Here is a 17,803-nt window from a genome sequence, read left to right as displayed (position 1 = left end):
TTAGGTCGTAAACAGAGCTTATTAAGAAGAGGGTTGTTATGGATAAAAATAAGTTAAGAAATTTGATAAAGAAAAATGAATATGAAAAGTTAGACTTTAAGCTAAAAATAGAGCTTTTCACAGAAAGTGCAAAAAAGGAATTGGCTAAGGATATATGCGCTATAGCAAATTCTAGAGGGGGAAGAGGCTATATAATAATTGGGGTTGAAGATAAGACAAAAAGGATTGTTGGAGTTGAGGCTGATTATCTTTCAGAGGAAAGAGTTCAACAAGTAGTAGCATCAAGAATTGAGCCACCAGTACCTGTTAGTTTAGAGGAATGCTTTTTAGATGGTAAGAGATTATTAGTAATAGTAATCTTTAATAGTTATCAAAAGCCATATCAAATTAGAGAAAATGGAGCTTTTTATATAAGAAGGGGATCAACCACTGATATTATGAGGAAACAGGAGCTTCTTTCTGAGTTTCAAAAGGGAATAAGCTTTAATTTAGAGACCTGCCCAATTGTTAATAGCAACATAGAATTTTTAAATGAAGAACTTGTAAATAGATATTTTCACTTAAAGGGCATTAAGGTTTCAAAGGAAAATAGAGAATTTTTATTAAGTAGTAGCAATATAATTTATAAAAATAGTATTTCTGGAAAATCAATGTGTACATTAGGAGGGTTATTAGTATTCTCTGATGTAAATAATCTATATGTGCCACATAATATGATAAAGATAAGAAGTTTATTAGGTAATGGACAAACCTTTATAATAAGAGGAAATATTTTAGATATGATGAAGAATGCTGAGAAAAAAATAAGAGAGATAGTACCTAATGAATATCCCGTAGCTTTAATAGTTGACACTATAAGAAATATTATGATTTATAGAGATTATTCTCAATATAATAAAATAATTGAAATTGTACTAGGAAATAAGGACTTAACTATATACTGCCCAGGTGAAATTGTAAAAAGATATAAAGATGGGCGTTTAGGATATGTAAAAAGGAATATGTGGATATATGAAAAAATAATAAGTTTAGATAGTAGAGATGGAGAAATGAATTATAACTTAGGAGGAAAAGAAATAAAAGAAAGCTTTACTAACAATGTAAGAGTTATAGAGATTAATGAGGAAAATATAACTAAATTTATATTTAATAAATATAGCACAATAGGTTAATAATTTTAAAAAGTTCTGAATATTATATATAAAGGAAGTTTTTACCTGATTAAAATTATTATTAAGGGGTGGTAAAGATGATTCAATTATTCTTTAACCAAAGAGGTGCTGGAAAAAGCAAAAATTTAGTTAAGCTAGCTAATGAGGAGATTGAAAAATCAAAAGGAAGTATTATATTTATTGACGATGATAATAAAAGAATGCTTCAATTAAACAAAAAGGTTAGGCTTATACCTATGAACAATTACTGTGTAAATAGCTATGAACAGTTTTATGGTTTCTTACAAGGAATAGTCTCTAGAGATTATGATATTGAAAGCATATATATTGATAGCATAGCGAATATTTTAGAGGATGTAAATTTAGAAGAATTAGAAAGTTATTTAGAGAGAATAGAACTTATGAGTAGAGAATTAGATGTAAACGTATTTGTAACTGTTCATGGTGATATAGAAAGAATGTCTGAAAATATAAAAAAGTATGTGGCGTAAAGATTAGCTAGTTTAGAAAATAATTTGTTTTATATAGATTATTGTAGTATTTATAAAATATTTAATACTATAAGTAGAATAAGAACTATAATTAAAAGTTATAGTTCTTATTTTTTTTAAAATCAATTGAGAATTAATATAATAAAGGATATACTATATACTATATGATATGCTAAATATAGCACCAGCCAGTGAGCTGGATTAAAATTTTTTTGGAGGGATAAACAAATGGCTAATGTATTGGATACGTTAATGGAACGTGGGTACATAAAACAGTTTACTCATGAAGCTGAAACAAGAGAACTTTTAGAAAAGGAAAAAGTTACTTTTTATATAGGATTTGACCCAACAGCTGATAGTTTACATGTAGGACATTTTATAGCGATGATGTTCATGGCTCATATGCAAAAAGCAGGTCATAGACCAATAGCTTTAATAGGTGGTGGTACTGCTACAATTGGAGATCCAAGTGGTAAAACTGACATGAGAAAAATGATGACTAACGAGACTATAGCGCACAATGTTGCTTGTATCAAAAAGCAAATGGAGAAATTCATAGATTTTTCAGATGATAAGGCTATACTTGTTAATAATGCTGATTGGCTATTAAATCAAAACTATGTTGAATTCTTAAGAGAAGTTGGAGTTCACTTCTCAGTTAACAGAATGCTTTCAGCAGAGTGCTTTAAACAAAGACTTGAAAGAGGACTTTCATTCTTAGAATTTAACTACATGTTAATGCAAGGATATGATTTCTACGTTTTAAATAAAAAATACAATTGTAAAATGGAGCTAGGTGGAGACGATCAATGGTCAAACATGATAGCTGGTGTTGAACTTGTAAGAAAGAAATCACAAGAGAGTGCATATGCTATGACTTGTACATTATTAACTAACTCAGAAGGACAAAAGATGGGTAAAACAGTTAATGGTGCATTATGGTTAGATGCAGAGAAAACTTCTCCATACGAGTTTTACCAATACTGGAGAAATGTTAATGACGCAGACGTTGAAAAATGCTTAAAATTATTAACATTTGTTCCAATGGATGAAGTTAGAAGACTTTCAAGTTTAGAAGGATCACAAATAAATGAAGCTAAAAAAGTTTTAGCATTTGAAGTAACTAAACTTATACATGGTGAAGAAGAAGCTGCAAAGGCTCAACAAGCTGCTGAAGCTTTATTTGGAAAAGGTGGAGACATGAGTAATGTTCCAACTTATGAAATGGGAAAAGATAAGTTAGGAAATGAACTTTTAGATATTTTAGTTGAAGCTGAAATAGTTCCATCAAAGGCTGAAGGAAAGAGACTTGTTAAGCAAGGTGGATTATCATTAAATGGAGAAAAAGTTGCTGATTTCAAAAAGACATTGGAAGAAGCTGACTTTGAAAATGGTGAAGTATTAATTAAAAGAGGTAAGAAAAACTACAATAAAATAGTTTTAGCATAGTACCTTTTAAAGAGGAGTGTATTAGAGTATATCCCCCAATTAAAGTTAATTGGGGGATATTCTAAATACACTCCTTTTAATTTGAAATCAATTAATAAGAGGCTCTGTTTTAGGTGAGTGTTGATTTTTAGCTAGTCCTTGAGAACTAGCTTAATTATAAAAATAGCTGATGAAGATTACATAATATTATTTGAGTTAATAGTAATTTTTTAATAGGTTTTCTTAGTAAATAAAAATAGGTTAGTACTTTTAGAAACTTGTATATATAATTAATAAGAGTGTATAATAAATTACTGATAAAAGAGGCTTAGTTAAAAGATAGGTTATATTTAGCTAATTTATTTTAGTATGTTAAAGAAGGTTTTCTTTAATAACTATAAGTGGCTATAAGGTAAAATAGAAATATGAAAGGTGATGAAATATGGCGTTATATGCTATCTCAGATTTGCATTTAGCACTTAATACAGATAAACCAATGGATATCTTTGGTGAGAAATGGCGTAATCATCATGAGAAGATAAAGGAAAATTGGGAAAATAAAATTACTGAGGAAGACACTGTTTTAATAGCAGGAGATATTTCTTGGTCAATGAAGGCTGATGAGAGTAAAGATGATTTAGACTGGATAAATTCACTTCCAGGCAAAAAAATAATAATTAAGGGAAATCATGATTATTGGTGGGGAAGTATCTCAAAGTTAAATAAAATGTATGAAAATACAAAATTTATTCAAAATAATTTTTTTATATATAAAGATTGGGCTATATGTGGAACTAGAGGATGGATTTGTGAGGGGTCTGATAAATTTACCCAAAAAGATAAAAAGATTTTTGATAGAGAGCAAATAAGATTAAGATTATCTTTAGAAGAAGCTAAAAAAGCAGGATATGAAAAGATAATATGTATGATACATTATCCTCCTACAAATGAAAAGTTTGAGGATTCAGCTTTTATGGAGATATTTAAAGAATTTGGTGTGGATAAGGTTATATATGGACATCTTCATGGTATGGCTCTTAAAGGTAAGCTATTAAATGAAGAGAGAGATGGAATAGAGTATAAGCTTACAAGTTGTGATTTTATAGATTTTAATCCTATAAAAATATTAGATTAAAATTTATATTTTACATTAAATAGATCAAGAATTAATCAGAATTTTTCTTGGACAATTTCTTAATTTTAGATAAATTAAAACTTCGAAATATTTAGTTTTAATACTTTTTTTGGTATAATGAGCGAGGAGAGTTAAATAATCTCTCTAAGAGAGTTAGGAAATAGGTGGTTCTATGGCTATACAAAATTGGAAAGACTTTTTAACTCCTTATGATCAAGCGGTAAGTGAATTAAAGGTAAAGTTAAGAAGTATTAGAAAAGAATTTAGAAGAAAAAATGAGTATTCTCCAATAGAATTTGTAACTGGAAGGGTAAAGGAAGTATCTAGTATATTAGAGAAGGCAAATAAGTATAATATTCCTGTAGATAGAATTCAATATGAGATGGAGGATATTGCAGGTATAAGGATAATGTGCCAGTTTGTTGATGATATAGATACTGTTGTCAATATTATAAGGAAGAGAAGAGATATGCAGGTTCTTTATGAAAAGGACTATGTTAGCAATGTAAAGCCAAGTGGCTATAGAAGCTATCATGTTGTTATAAGATACCCTATAAATATGGCAGAAGGGCAAAAAGATATACTTGCTGAGTTTCAAATAAGGACTTTGGCTATGAATTTCTGGGCTACAATCGAACATTCTTTAAATTACAAATATAAAAAGAATCTGCCAAAAGATATACAGTTAAAATTAAAGCGTGCAGCAGATGCAGCATTTACTTTAGATGAAGAAATGCTTGAAATAAAAGATGAAATAAAGGATGCTCAAACTTTGTTTGAAGTTAAATCAGATATTATAACAAATATAATGAATAGTATTTTAACCCTTATTTCAATAGGAAAGGTAGCAGAAGCTTCTAGATATCAAATAAGTTTAAATAAACTTATTGAAGAGGGAGAAGTTTGGGAACTCAATAAATTATTACAAGCTGTTCAAAGAGATATAGATAAGTATAATATTTAAATTAAAATAATTTAAAATACCTCCTTAGCTTTAAGGTGGTATTTTTGTATGTAGGGGTCTTTATATTTAATAATAATTATTATATAATAAAATATATTAATTAAATTTATATTAGTAATTGAGATAAGATTGTTTTAAGATTAAATTTATTATTAAAATATATTGAGATTTTATTGAGATGGATAAAATAAACTTGAGGATGTGTGTTTATGAATACTATGGATAATTTAGAATTAAAAAAGGTTAAGGAAAATCCTTTATATATAAAAGAGATAGAAAATCCTTCTGAACAAGTTCAATTAGAGGCTATTAAGAAGAATCCATTTACAATTCAATACATTGAAAATCAATGTGAAAAGTGTAAAGAGGAAGCTATAAGAAGGAATCCAACTACTATAGAATATGTAAAAGAACCATCAGAGGAATTATGTATATTAGCAGTTAAATCTTTATGGAATGCTTTAAAACTTATTAGCAATCCATCAGAAAAAGTAATAGAAGAAGCTGTTAAAACAAAAGGATGGGCTATACAATTTGTGAAGAATCCTTCAGAAAAGTTAAAACAAATAGCTGTTTCAAGAGATTATGATGCTATAAAGTATATTGAAGATCCTTCAGAAGAAGTACAACTAATTGCAGTAAAAAATCATTGGTCAGCAATTAAGTTTATAAAAAATCCAACTTTAGAGGCTATGAGAGCTGCTGTTAAAGAGGATGCAGAGTCGATAAATTTCTTACCTAATTATACTTATGAAGATTTAGAGATGTTCATAGGAGATAATATAAATGTTGTTAAATATCTTTATGAAAGTATAGATATTGATATGGTTGTTGAAATTCTTATGAAAAAAGTTGCTGAAGAAGATGTAGATGAAAAATATCTTTTAGATTTTATAGATTTAGAAGTTTTAGAAATGAATAAGGTAGAATTTATTAAAGAGTATGGAAGTAAAAGAGCAAAAATAATATTAGTAGATAGTATGCTATCTATCTAAAAATCAACATTAGTTTAAAATATAGTTAAAATAAAAAAGTTAAAATAGAATTATTAAGAAATTTTGAAAAATGTATTAGAATTTTTATACGAGGTTAGAAGGTAAGTTTTTACGGATATATTAGGAGAAAGAAGGGACGACCAAGGTGGATTTTAAAGAAGCATTAAGCACAGTTAATTTAGTTCTTATGACAGGAGAGGTACCTCTTTTAATTGGAGAAAGTGGTATAGGTAAAACTTCTTTAGCAAAAGAGCTTAGTAAAGTAAATAATTATCATTTAGTTACTATAGATGGAAATCTTCTTAAAGAAGGAGAGATTGGTGGCCTTCCAATGGTTGAGAAGAAGGAGATTGTCTTTGAAGGAGAAATAGTAAAAAGAAGTGTAACAAGATATGCTACACATGTTAAGCTTATGGAAATTGATGAGCATATTGAAAAAGGAGAAAAGATTCTTTTATTTATTGACGAGTTAAATAGATGTGAGCATGCTGTTCAACAAGAGCTTATGAATCTTATATTAAATAGAGAGATAAATGGATATAAATTAAGTGAAGATGTGTACATATTAGCTGCTATGAACCCATCAAATAAATATGATAATTATGAAGATAGTGATTATCAAGTTATTGAAATGGACCTAGCTCAAGAAGATAGATTTGTTTGGATTGATATTAGCTCAAATCTTAAGGAATGGATGAGTTGGGCTATGGGAGAAGGAAATATACATGAACATATAATAGAGTTTTTATCAACATTTCCAGAGTATTTCCATACACCTAATTCTTTAGAGACTATAAAAGCTACTCCAAGAAGTTGGGAAAGGGTTTCTAAGGCCTATAGAGTTTATTTAGCAAATAAGAAGAGTTTCTCTAAGGAAATACTTTATAGTGCTTTAAAAGGAAATGTAGGCTCAACTATAGCACAAGAATTCATATCATATATAAGTAATCTTAATAAGCCTATTATTTCAAATGAAGAAATATTTGAAAGTGATGTTTTAGGTTTTAATGTTAGAGAAAGAATAATGAGTGAAAATCACTCAAGAATGTATATTATAGCTAAGAGTGCTTTATACTATCTTGAAGGATTAAAAGAGTATAATAAAGAATTAGAAGTATTTTCAGATTTATTATCTTGTTATCCAAAAGACTTAAGACTTGGAATAATGAAAGAAATAAAAAGTGACCATTCAGAAACTTTATACGGTAGATTATTAAATGAGGATAAGTTCTTAGAAGCATTCTTTGATATATATAGCTAGGTGGTGAAATCTTATGGATTTTGAAAGAACTAGAAGAAAGCTTCTTAATATAGTTATGGAAGCTGAGGAGGAAAATAAACCCTTAACAGAAGATTTTAAAAGAGAGTTTTGGGGATTAATAGAAAAAGTTATAATCTCTCTTTATGACAAAGAAAACTCATTTTTCGGTCAATTCTTAATTCATGTCAAAAGGGAAATAAGAACTGATATAAAATGGCCTATAGCTACTAAGCCTGAGATGAGTTATTTTACTATGATGTTTAACCCAAGAATAGTATTAGAATGTGATTTGAAAGAGGTTCAGGCGCTTTTAAAGCATGAGGTTTATCATATAATGATGTCGCACTATGCTAGAGAAAAAGCTTTAAGTAGAAAATATTCAAAGTTAGCTGTTAGTATAGCTATGGATATAGCAATAAATCAATATATAAAGAATTTACCGCCATATAGTAAGAGATTGGATTATGTAAATCTAGAGTATAATATAGATTTAAAACCAGACATGCCTATGGAAAAGTATGCTGAAGAAATTCAAAAAGCTATTGAGAGAAGAAAAAAATATGGTATTACTGATAAGGATGGAGAAGCAGGAGATTTAGTAGATCAAGAAGGATCTCATGAAGTATGGGAAGAGGTTTCAGTAAGTTTAGATAGTTTAGAGGGAACAACTAAAAAGACTGCCATAAATGCTTATAAGGGAAAGGCTCCTAAGGATTTAGAAAAGATAATTCTTTTAATGAAGGAGAAGCCTGAAATCAAATGGAGTGAATTTTTAAAAAATATACTTCCTACAACTAGAGGAAGTTATAAAAAGACAATAACTAGAAAAGATAGACGTCTTCCAGAAAGGTTAGACTTAAGAGGGAAATTACCTAATTCCATTCCAAAAATATTAATAGCCATAGATGTTTCAGCCTCAATTTCTGATAAAGAATTTGAGAATATAATAGTTGAAGTCTTAGGGATTGTTAAAAATAAGAGTGCTGAAATAAAAATTATTGAATGTGATGATGAAATAAGAAGAATATATGACTTAAGAGGAATAAAGGACATAAAACCAAGAAGTAAAAAAAATGGCTCAACTAAATTTTCACCTGTCTTCAGATATATAAAAGAAAATAATATGAGAAATCATATACTTGTGTATTTCACAGATGGCGCTGGAGAGAAAGACTTAGAGGTTAAGCCTATAAATTATAGAACTCTTTGGGTTTTAACCGGTAAGGAAGAATTAAGTCTTAATAGAGCTTTCGGAACTGTTAAACATTTAGAAAAAGAAAAAGGTGAAAAATATACAATTATGGACGGATTACAAGAAATGAAGGATAATCTTCATGATTGGGCTAGATAAATAAATAAAATATAGCACATATTGATTTAATTGGAAATCAATATGTGCTATATTAATTTTTAGATACTTAAATAATTATATTTATTTAAATAAGCAATAGCTATTAAATTTTTATATAAGAATTTAGTTGGGGGCTAGTGATTATTATATATAAATAAACTTCATAAAGGAGGGATTGGGTGAAAGAGAAGGTTAAAAATGTGCTTTGGGTATTATTAATGATCGTAATAATTTCATTAGTGGTAATATCTTTGAAAATAATGAGATTTAGAGAAAATGCTATAACTAATATTGAAGTAAAGGGAGATAAAATAACTTTTGATTGCGCAATTAAAAGAGAAGATAAAAAATATTTAACTGTAGAAGGTGAAAAAAATAGGTCTGTAGTTAAAGTAGATGGATTGAAGATTTTTCTAGATAATAATTTATTAACTTTTGAAGATAAGATATATGAAAAGAACTTAAGATATTATATTTCAATAGATGATATGGTAAAAAATGGACAAGCATACATAGATAGAAATAAAGTTTTAAGTAAAAAAAGTAATAATTACATAGACTTAGAAAAGGAAGAAATTTTAAAAGGTAATGAATTTTTAGGATTAAGAGGAGAAGTTTTAGAAGAAAATAATAAGAAATATTTATCTATAAATGATTTTAAAGAACTTCTTGATTTAAGAGATGATTGGTACAAAAATAAGAATTCAATATACTTTTTTGAAGGAGAAAATCCTAATATAGATTCAAAATATAAAGTGGAAGCAGGAAAAGCAGCTGTAATCAGAATGGAGGATGTAGCAGCAGGTGGTGTTTTTTTAAAAGATAATAACATAGAAAAGATGAAGTATTTAGGTGATTATTTTAAGGCTAATGATATAGTTTTTCACATAGCATGGATACCAAGATACATAAATCCTAAAGAGGGGATTGATAATGATCTTCTTAAGGATAATAGCTTTGAGAATGTTCATTTTATAAATATGTTAGACCATTTGATAAATAGAGGAGCAGTAATAGGGCTTCATGGATATACACATCAACATAATAAAGAAATAAGTGGAGTTGGAGTGGAATTAAAGTGGAATGTTAATAATAAAGATAGTGAGATACTAAATGTAGTGGAATCCTCTTTAAGAACTTCGAATACATTAAACATACCAATAGGTTTCTTTGAAAGTCCTCATTATAAGGATGATAGAAAGCAACAAAAAATAATAGAACAATATTTCCCAATTATGTTTGAACCTTATGCAGGCTATTGGAACTTAAATCCATTAATTAGTCTTAGCAATAAATCAACATTATATGTTCCAGCTCCTTTAGGATATGTAAAAGATAATGGAGAAGCTGTAGCAAAAAGAATTAGAAACTGCGGAGATGAGATTTTCACAGGATTTTTCATACATCCATATAAATTTTTAGGAAGTATAAATGATAAAAATGATACTGAAAATAATGACGAAATCTATAGTTTTGATGAAGATTCAATGATAATAAAAATAATATCTTCATTAAAAGAAAGAGGTTGCAAGACTATAACAGTAGATGAACTTAACAGTCAGGTTAAATAATTAAAGCTTCTTTGTTCAATGAATAGAATTTCATTGAATAAAGGAGCTTTAATTTTAAATTATGGATTAAATAAAACTTGTTAGTGATTATATATTACTTAGAGGATTGTACACGCTTACATAAAAACGGTATAATAAATTTATATATATGTTTTACAGGAGGGGAAGAGATGGAAAGAGTCTTAGAAATACTAAAGGATAATTCATTAACATATCACCAACAAATTAAAAACTTAGCTGCTTATGCAGAAAATACAATTGAGGTTTTAAACGTTGATGAAGAAACAAAAAAATTAATAGATGATGGGTGCATATGTACGCTTTTCGAGGGGAATGCACCATTTAGACCTAGATATATAATTCCAGATTATTCTTTATTAATGGAAAAGGGATGTGAGTTTTTAAAACTTTCAGCTCCAGAAGATATATGGGAGGCTACAAATAATCTATTAATTTTTTATAAGCATGTACCTTCAATAACTACATTTCCAGTTTATCTTGGAAATTTAGACGAGCTTTTAGACCCATTTATAGAAGATGAGAAAGAAGCTAAAAAAGCAATTAAACTATTTTTACAGCATATAGATAGAACCTTAACTGATTCTTTTGTACATGCCAATATAGGGCCAAGAGAAACAGTAGCAGGTAGATTAATATTAGAAGTTATGGATGAACTTCAATGTGCAGTTCCAAATTTAACTATGAAGTATGATGTTGAAAATACTCCAGAAGATTTTATGAATCTTTGTGCTAGAGTTGCTTTGAGTACAGCTAAGCCAAGTTTTGCAAATCATAAAATGGATGTAAAAAGTTTTGGGACTGATAGATATGCAATAGCAAGTTGTTATAATGGATTTCATATTGGTGGAGGTGGATATACCCTTGTAAGAATAAAATTAAATGAAGTAGCTAAAAAAGCTAGTTCAGTAGATGACTTTTTAGAGAATGTATTACCTTATGTTAGTACCAAGATGATTGAGTATATAGATGAAAGAATAAGATTTTTAGTTGAGGAAACTCAGTTCTTTACATCTAATTTCTTAGTAAAAGAAGGTTTTATTCAGAAAAAACTATTTACAGGAATGTTTGGTGTAGTAGGATTAGCAGAGGCTGTAAATAGCTTATTAGGAGCAGAAAAACAAAATGATAGATTTGGATATTCAGAAAAAGCTAATAAGCTTGGATTAAGCATAATAGAAAAATTAAATAAAATAGTATCACAGCATGAAGCAAAGCATGTAAATTGTTTTGGAGGACACTATGTTCTTCATGCACAAGTAGGAATAGATTTAGATCAAATGGTATCACCAGGATGTAGAATACCAGTTGGAGAAGAACCAGAATTATTTAAGCATATAATGCAATCAGCACCATTCCATAAGTATTTTTGTAATGGAATAGGAGACATATTTGTATTTGAAGATACTTATAATGAGCATCCTGAAGCTTTAGTTGATATTATAAAAGGAGCTTTTAATTCAGGAATAAGATATATGTCTGTTTATGGTAGTGGAGCAGATGTAATAAGGGTTACAGGATATTTAGCAAAGCGTTCAGAGGTTGAAAAGCTTGAAAGAGGAGAGGCTGTTCTTAATAATACAGATGTCTTTGCTATGGGAGCTAAGAATAATTGCCATGCCTTTGAAAGAAAACTTAGAAAGTAAGTGATATTATGGCTTTAGTAAATAAAATAATTCCTTTTTCTTGTGTCGATGGACCAGGAAATAGAATGGTTATATTTTTTCAAGGATGTAATTTTCAATGTCTATATTGCCACAATCCTGAGACTATCAATAAATGTATAGCTTGTGGAAAGTGTGTTGAAAATTGTGAAGTAGGAGCATTATCAATTAAAGATGGAAAAGTTATTTGGGATGAAGAGGAGTGTGTTGCTTGCGATAAGTGCATAAAAATATGTGAGCATATGTCTTCTCCAAAGGTTAAGGATTATTCAGTAGAAGAACTTATAAAAAAGATAGAAAATGATAGGTTTTTTATAAGAGGAATAACTGTTAGTGGAGGAGAATGTACTCTAAACTCAGATTTTTTAATAAAACTTTTTAAAGAAGTTAAAAAGATGGGATTAACATGTTTTGTTGACACTAATGGAAATACTGAATTAAATCATGAGATTATAGAATTTACAGATAAATTTATGTTAGATGTTAAGTCTATTGATGAAGAAGAAAGTATATGGTTAACTAAATCATCAAATAAATTAGTACTAGAGAATTTAAAAAGAATATTAGATTTAAATAAGATGTATGAGGTTAGAACTGTTATAGCACCAGGTTTAGATAGTGAAAAAACAGTGGATGTTGTGTCTAAAATAATTGGTGATAAATGTAGGTATAAACTTATAAAGTATAGACAGTTTGGTGTTAGAGAAGAGGGCATAGAAGCTCATGGTAGAATAAGTCCAAGAGATGATTATATGAATCAGTTGAAAGATAAATCTATATCTAATGGATGCAAGGATACAATAATAACTTAATATTTTATGTATTAAATTTAAGTAATGAAAAAAGATAAAAGTAATTAATTTGCTTTTATCTTTTTTAGTTAAGTTTTATAAATTTTAATAAGAAAAAAATATTGAAATATTATTTTATGAGAATATTATTTTTACTCCTTTTTCTCTTAATTTTTCAAGTTCAGACGTATCATCTTCTATCTCATTTGTGATTACATAATTAACTTTAGAAATATCTCCACTAGAAAAATTATGATGTATCCCTATTTTTGAGTTATCTGCTAAGACGAAAGTTGGGCCATTACAATTTTCTAGCATCTTCATATTTACTGTGGTTTCCTGGAGAACAGATGTACTAATTCCTGTATTAGCATTTATACCACTAACTCCTATAAAACATTTAGTTGCAGTTATTTTAGAAATTATCTGAGTGGCTATATCACCAACCATAGATTGCTTTCTTCCATATACTTCACCGCCTGTAAGTATTATCTCTACATTAGGCGATAAATTCATACCTAAGATTTTACCATTGTTTGTAATTACCATAACTCTTTTATCTTCTATATATTCTAAGAGTTTTATTGCAGTTGAACTGGAGTTTATGAATATACTATCGCCGTCTTCTATAAATTCAGCAGCTTTTTTAGCTATAGAATCTTTAATTTTTTCTCTTTCAACATTACTATGATTGAAATAAGGATCTTCGCTCAAAGCTCCTTCAATAAGTTCAGCACCACCATATTTTCTTCTTATAACTCCTTCTTTTTCTAGGTTTTGAAAATCTCTTCTTATTGTTATATTAGATGTTTTTAATAAAGTAGCTAATTCTTCTGTTTTAGCAAATTTATTTTCTTTTAAATATTTTAATATTGCTTGTTGTCTTTTAAAAACAAAGCCTTTTGCGTTTTTCATTATAAATGCCTCCTAATCGATATTGTTTGGTATTATTTTCTATAAATATCTCTCCGAATATTATAAATCTAAAATAAAATTATATATAGATGATTTAAAAAAGTACTAAAATTTGTAGATAGTAATTTTAAAAAATATGAAGTTATATTTAAGTTTAATAATTAAATACTGAAGTTTATTATAGCTAACATTAAATTTCATATTACTATTTATAATAATTGTACATAAAAGAATAGTATAAATCAACGTAAATAGAATGAAAAATAATCAAAATGAACATAAAAATTAGAAATTATTTGATTGATGGCACAAAAAAACAGAAAAATAACAAAAACAATCAGAAAATACTTGCAAGGAAAACAATTACAGTATATAATTTAATCATAAAGTGATTGAACAAACTTAATAAACGTTCAAAACAATCAAATGGGTGGAGGTATAATTATGAGTAAAGTAAATGAAATAACAAGAGAATCATGGATTTTAAATACATTTCCAGAATGGGGAACTTGGTTAAATGAAGAGATAGAAAATGAAGTGGTTAAACCAGGAACATTTTCTATGTGGTGGCTTGGTTGTACAGGTATATGGCTTAAAACTCAAGGGAATACAAACATATGTATAGACTTTTGGTGCGGAAGTGGAAAAAGAACAAAGAAGAATCCTTACATAAATCCAGAGCATCAAATGGCAAGAATGTGTGGAGGTAAGAAACTACAACCTAATTTAAGAGTTGCACCTTTTGTATTAGATCCATTTGCAATAAAGAATGTTGATGCAATAATATCAACACATGATCATAACGATCATATAGATATAAATGTTGCAGCTGCAGTTTTAAAAAATTGTTCAGAAGATGTTCCATTTATAGGACCACAAGCATGTGTTGATAAATGGATAGGATGGGGAGTGCCAAAGGAAAGATGTATAGTTGTTAAACCTGGAGATGTAATAAAAATAAAAGATATTCAATTACATGCTTTAGAATCTTTCGATAGAACAGCTTTAATAACAGCTCCTCCAGAAGGAGATTTAAGAGGAAAGATGCCAGTAGATATGGATTATAAGGCTGTTAACTATTTAATAGAAACTCCAGGAGGAAATCTTTATCATAGTGGAGATTCACATTATTCAAATTATTATGCTAAGCATGGAAATGATTATAAAATAGATGTTGCCCTTGGCTCATATGGAGAAAATCCAAGAGGTATTACAGATAAAATGACATCAGTAGATATTTTAAGAATGGCTGAAGCATTAAATACTCAAGTAGTAATACCATTCCATCATGATATATGGTCAAACTTCCAAGCTGATACAAATGAAATCTTAGCATTATACGACATGAAAAAATATAGATTACAATATAAATTTATACCATTTATATGGCAAGTAGGTGGAAAGTTTACATTCCCAGAAGATAAGGATAAGAGAGAATATCATTATCCAAGAGGATTCGATGATTGTTTCTCTGTAGATATAAACTTACCATATAACTCATTCCTATAAGATTTAAGAGTGGAGGAAATAATCATGTTAAAAGAATTAATAGAAAAAGGTAGATATTCTTTTCATGATGGCTTTGATAATTGGGAAGATGCAGTTAAGGCTGCATGCGCTCCCTTAGAAAAAGAAAAAGTTATCGAAAAAGAATATGCGGATTTAATAATAAAGAGTATTAAAAAACATGGACCATATATAGTGATTGCACCAAAGATTGCTATACCACATGCACAAGAAGAACATGGAGTTAATGAAACAGCTATATGTTTTATGAAAACGAATACTCCTGTAAGTTTTGGTGAGGGTGAAGAGTATGATGCTCAATTATTCTTTGTTTTAGCTTCAGTAGATAATGAAGTACATTTAAAGAATTTAACTAAAATGGTTGAGTTAATTTCAGATGAAGAAACTGTAGAAAAGCTTTTAGAAGCTCAATCAGTTGAGGATCTTAAAAAATTAGTATAAGAGATTTTGAAAAAACAAGTTTTGAAGTTTCTACAGTGCTTTAGGTAGGTTTTAAACTAAAGTACTGTAGAAACTATAGTAAATAGGTAAGACTAATTTGATTTAGTTTTCAGTTAAGTTATAAATTAAAACAGTTTAAATAATATTAGAACAAGTTAAGAAAAGGGATATGGGAGGAGAAGTATTATGGATTTTATAATCTGCATTTGGGAGTTTTTCCAAAATAACATTCTGACAAAACCTGCATTTTTCATTGGATTTATAGTTCTTATTGGTTACTTATTACTTAAGAGACCTTTTTATGATGCTTTGGCAGGATTTATAAAGGCAACAGTCGGTTATTTAATTTTAAATGTTGCAGCAGGTGGACTTGTTAGTAACTTCCGTCCAATTCTTGCGGGCCTTAAAGATAGATTTAATTTACAGGCGGCAGTTATAGATCCTTATTTTGGACAAACAGCGGCTCAAGAGGCTATAGGGAATATAGGAAAATCTTTTTCTATGATGATGGTAGTTTTACTTATAGCATTCTTATTCAACTTAGTACTTGTATTACTTAGAAAATTTACAAAGGTTCGTACAGTATTTATTACAGGGCATGTAATGGTACAACAATCAGCTACAGCTTTATGGTTAGTATTTTTATGTTTCCCAAATTTAAGTAATATGGGAGTAGTAGTAATGCTAGGATTACTTCTTGGAACATACTGGGCAGTATTTTCTAATCTTACAGTTGAACCATGCCAAGATCTTACTGAAGGTGGTGGATTTGCAATAGGTCATCAACAAATGTTAGGAGTTTGGATAACTGATAAAATAGCTGGAAAAATAGGAAATAGTAAAAAGAGTATTGAGGATTTAGAACTTCCAGGATTCTTATCTATATTTAGTGATAACGTTGTAGCAACTGGCATATTAATGACTGTTTTCTTCGGAATAATTATGGGAATACTAGGACCAGATTTAATGCATACAATCGATAAGGGATTTGATCAAAATACAAATTTCTTATTTTATATACTAGAAAAATCACTTAACTTTGCAGTTTACTTAAGTATATTACAAATGGGTGTTAGAATGTTCGTTTCAGAACTTACTGAATCATTCCAAGGTATTTCAAATAAAATACTTCCAGGATCAGTACCAGCTGTAGATTGTGCAGCAACTTATGGATTTGGACATCCAAATGCAGTCACTATTGGATTCTTATTTGGAGCAGTAGGTCAATTTATAGCAATAATAGGACTTGTAGTTTTCCAAAGTCCAGTACTTATAATAAGTGGATTCGTACCATTATTCTTTGATAATGCTACATTTGCAGTGTTTGCTAACAGAAAAGGTGGATTGAAGGCTGCCATGATAATTCCATTCGTTTCAGGAGTTATACAGGTTTTAGGTGGAGCATTTGCTGCTTACTATTTTGGATTAGCTCAATTTGGAGGATGGCATGGAAACTTTGATTGGGATACATTATGGCCAGTAGTTGGAGTTCTTATGGACAAGTTTGCTTATGTAGGGGTTGGAATAGCAGTAGTAGGAATGCTTTTAATACCTCAAATTCAATATTTTAAAAATAAAAAGGGTTATTTTAAGTTAGTTGAAGATTATGAAGGATATTTAGAAGACAAAGAAAAGGAAAAAGTACAAAATTAGCTTCAAATCAATTTATAGTTAGTACCACTGTTAAGTACTAACTATCAAAATAAAATAGATCAAAATTAAAATATATAGATAAAAATAATTGGTGTTAATTAGGAGGAGATATTTATGTTAAAAGTAATAGCAGCATGTGGAAATGGAATGGGATCAAGTCAAATTATAAAAATGAAAATAGAGAAGATATTTAAAAAGTTAAATATTCCTGTATCAATTCATCATACAAGTATAGGAGCAGCAAAAACAGAAGCTTCAAGTTATGATGTAGTATTCTGTTCAGATGCATTAAAAGGAAATTTTGATAAAGCAAAGGCTTCAGGAACTATTGTTATAGGACTTAAAAATCTTTTATCAGAAAAAGAAATTGAAGAAAAGATTGTAGAAAATATAGTAAATAAATAAATATAAAAGTTATGATATAGT

At 28.6% G+C, this 17,803-nt stretch carries 16 protein-coding genes; 15 read left to right on the top strand and 1 reads right to left on the bottom strand.

Going from position 1 to position 17,803, the window contains the following annotated elements; all coding sequences use genetic code 11:
- The first annotated feature begins 38 nt into the window (after positions 1–38).
- The 11 genes from OIF33_RS10830 to OIF33_RS10780 all read left to right on the top strand — a co-directional run bounded on the left by OIF33_RS10830 (position 39) and on the right by OIF33_RS10780 (position 12,862).
- Positions 39–1,172, top strand: coding sequence for a helix-turn-helix domain-containing protein (locus tag OIF33_RS10830; protein WP_322504261.1), 1,134 nt, complete (start codon positions 39–41; stop codon positions 1,170–1,172).
- Between the two features lie 77 nt (positions 1,173–1,249).
- On the top strand, positions 1,250–1,663 hold the full coding sequence (locus OIF33_RS10825; protein ID WP_322504260.1) for a hypothetical protein: 414 nt from the start codon (positions 1,250–1,252) through the stop codon (positions 1,661–1,663).
- A 228-nt stretch (positions 1,664–1,891) separates the two neighbouring features.
- Positions 1,892–3,112: a tyrosine--tRNA ligase gene (tyrS, locus tag OIF33_RS10820; protein WP_322504259.1), complete on the top strand. Its 1,221-nt coding sequence runs from the start codon at positions 1,892–1,894 to the stop codon at positions 3,110–3,112.
- A 421-nt stretch (positions 3,113–3,533) separates the two neighbouring features.
- A complete protein-coding gene (locus tag OIF33_RS10815) occupies positions 3,534–4,226 on the top strand; it encodes a metallophosphoesterase (RefSeq protein ID WP_322504258.1) in 693 nt (230 codons plus the stop codon).
- A gap of 172 nt (positions 4,227–4,398) precedes the next feature.
- A complete protein-coding gene (locus tag OIF33_RS10810) occupies positions 4,399–5,190 on the top strand; it encodes a GTP pyrophosphokinase family protein (RefSeq protein ID WP_322504257.1) in 792 nt (263 codons plus the stop codon).
- A 209-nt stretch (positions 5,191–5,399) separates the two neighbouring features.
- Complete coding sequence (locus OIF33_RS10805; protein WP_322504256.1) at positions 5,400–6,185, top strand: hypothetical protein; 786 nt, start codon at positions 5,400–5,402, stop codon at positions 6,183–6,185.
- Positions 6,186–6,330: 145 nt separating this feature from the next.
- Positions 6,331–7,446, top strand: coding sequence for an ATP-binding protein (locus OIF33_RS10800; protein WP_322504255.1), 1,116 nt, complete (start codon positions 6,331–6,333; stop codon positions 7,444–7,446).
- 13 nt (positions 7,447–7,459) lie between these two features.
- A complete protein-coding gene (locus OIF33_RS10795; RefSeq protein ID WP_322504254.1) occupies positions 7,460–8,797 on the top strand; it encodes a VWA-like domain-containing protein in 1,338 nt (445 codons plus the stop codon).
- 179 nt (positions 8,798–8,976) lie between these two features.
- Positions 8,977–10,368, top strand: a complete 1,392-nt coding sequence (locus OIF33_RS10790; RefSeq protein ID WP_322504253.1) for a DUF2334 domain-containing protein — start codon at positions 8,977–8,979, stop codon at positions 10,366–10,368.
- A gap of 170 nt (positions 10,369–10,538) precedes the next feature.
- On the top strand, positions 10,539–12,032 hold the full coding sequence (locus OIF33_RS10785) for a YjjI family glycine radical enzyme (RefSeq protein ID WP_322504252.1): 1,494 nt from the start codon (positions 10,539–10,541) through the stop codon (positions 12,030–12,032).
- An 8-nt stretch (positions 12,033–12,040) separates the two neighbouring features.
- Positions 12,041–12,862, top strand: a complete 822-nt coding sequence (locus OIF33_RS10780) for a YjjW family glycine radical enzyme activase (RefSeq protein WP_322504251.1) — start codon at positions 12,041–12,043, stop codon at positions 12,860–12,862.
- 114 nt (positions 12,863–12,976) lie between these two features.
- Here the strand turns inward: OIF33_RS10780 and OIF33_RS10775 are convergent, their stop codons facing one another.
- On the bottom strand, positions 12,977–13,756 hold the full coding sequence (locus OIF33_RS10775) for a DeoR/GlpR family DNA-binding transcription regulator (RefSeq protein WP_322504250.1): 780 nt from the start codon (positions 13,754–13,756) through the stop codon (positions 12,977–12,979).
- A 444-nt stretch (positions 13,757–14,200) separates the two neighbouring features.
- Here OIF33_RS10775 and ulaG point away from each other — a divergent pair, with 444 nt between their 5' ends.
- The 4 genes from ulaG to OIF33_RS10755 all read left to right on the top strand — a co-directional run bounded on the left by ulaG (position 14,201) and on the right by OIF33_RS10755 (position 17,782).
- Positions 14,201–15,265, top strand: coding sequence for an L-ascorbate 6-phosphate lactonase (gene ulaG, locus OIF33_RS10770; RefSeq protein ID WP_061426562.1), 1,065 nt, complete (start codon positions 14,201–14,203; stop codon positions 15,263–15,265).
- A gap of 24 nt (positions 15,266–15,289) precedes the next feature.
- Positions 15,290–15,724: a PTS sugar transporter subunit IIA gene (locus OIF33_RS10765; protein ID WP_322504249.1), complete on the top strand. Its 435-nt coding sequence runs from the start codon at positions 15,290–15,292 to the stop codon at positions 15,722–15,724.
- A gap of 186 nt (positions 15,725–15,910) precedes the next feature.
- Complete coding sequence (locus OIF33_RS10760) at positions 15,911–17,377, top strand: PTS ascorbate transporter subunit IIC (protein ID WP_322504248.1); 1,467 nt, start codon at positions 15,911–15,913, stop codon at positions 17,375–17,377.
- A 114-nt stretch (positions 17,378–17,491) separates the two neighbouring features.
- On the top strand, positions 17,492–17,782 hold the full coding sequence (locus tag OIF33_RS10755; protein WP_003457096.1) for a PTS sugar transporter subunit IIB: 291 nt from the start codon (positions 17,492–17,494) through the stop codon (positions 17,780–17,782).
- The last annotated feature ends 21 nt before the right edge of the window (positions 17,783–17,803 follow it).

Origin of the sequence: Clostridium sp. LIBA-8841 (genome assembly GCF_034439435.1) — a bacterium.
Taxonomy (GTDB): domain Bacteria; phylum Bacillota; class Clostridia; order Clostridiales; family Clostridiaceae; genus Sarcina.
This window is presented reverse-complemented; position numbering and strand designations above follow the sequence as displayed.

Coding starts and splice junctions, on each gene's coding strand:
- OIF33_RS10830 (WP_322504261.1), top strand. CDS start 39: ATGGATAAAAATAAGTTAAGAAATTTGATAAAGAAAAATGAATATGAA.
- OIF33_RS10825 (WP_322504260.1), top strand. CDS start 1,250: ATGATTCAATTATTCTTTAACCAAAGAGGTGCTGGAAAAAGCAAAAAT.
- tyrS (WP_322504259.1), top strand. CDS start 1,892: ATGGCTAATGTATTGGATACGTTAATGGAACGTGGGTACATAAAACAG.
- OIF33_RS10815 (WP_322504258.1), top strand. CDS start 3,534: ATGGCGTTATATGCTATCTCAGATTTGCATTTAGCACTTAATACAGAT.
- OIF33_RS10810 (WP_322504257.1), top strand. CDS start 4,399: ATGGCTATACAAAATTGGAAAGACTTTTTAACTCCTTATGATCAAGCG.
- OIF33_RS10805 (WP_322504256.1), top strand. CDS start 5,400: ATGAATACTATGGATAATTTAGAATTAAAAAAGGTTAAGGAAAATCCT.
- OIF33_RS10795 (WP_322504254.1), top strand. CDS start 7,460: ATGGATTTTGAAAGAACTAGAAGAAAGCTTCTTAATATAGTTATGGAA.
- OIF33_RS10785 (WP_322504252.1), top strand. CDS start 10,539: ATGGAAAGAGTCTTAGAAATACTAAAGGATAATTCATTAACATATCAC.
- OIF33_RS10780 (WP_322504251.1), top strand. CDS start 12,041: ATGGCTTTAGTAAATAAAATAATTCCTTTTTCTTGTGTCGATGGACCA.
- OIF33_RS10775 (WP_322504250.1), bottom strand. CDS start 13,756: ATGAAAAACGCAAAAGGCTTTGTTTTTAAAAGACAACAAGCAATATTA.
- ulaG (WP_061426562.1), top strand. CDS start 14,201: ATGAGTAAAGTAAATGAAATAACAAGAGAATCATGGATTTTAAATACA.
- OIF33_RS10765 (WP_322504249.1), top strand. CDS start 15,290: ATGTTAAAAGAATTAATAGAAAAAGGTAGATATTCTTTTCATGATGGC.
- OIF33_RS10760 (WP_322504248.1), top strand. CDS start 15,911: ATGGATTTTATAATCTGCATTTGGGAGTTTTTCCAAAATAACATTCTG.
- OIF33_RS10755 (WP_003457096.1), top strand. CDS start 17,492: ATGTTAAAAGTAATAGCAGCATGTGGAAATGGAATGGGATCAAGTCAA.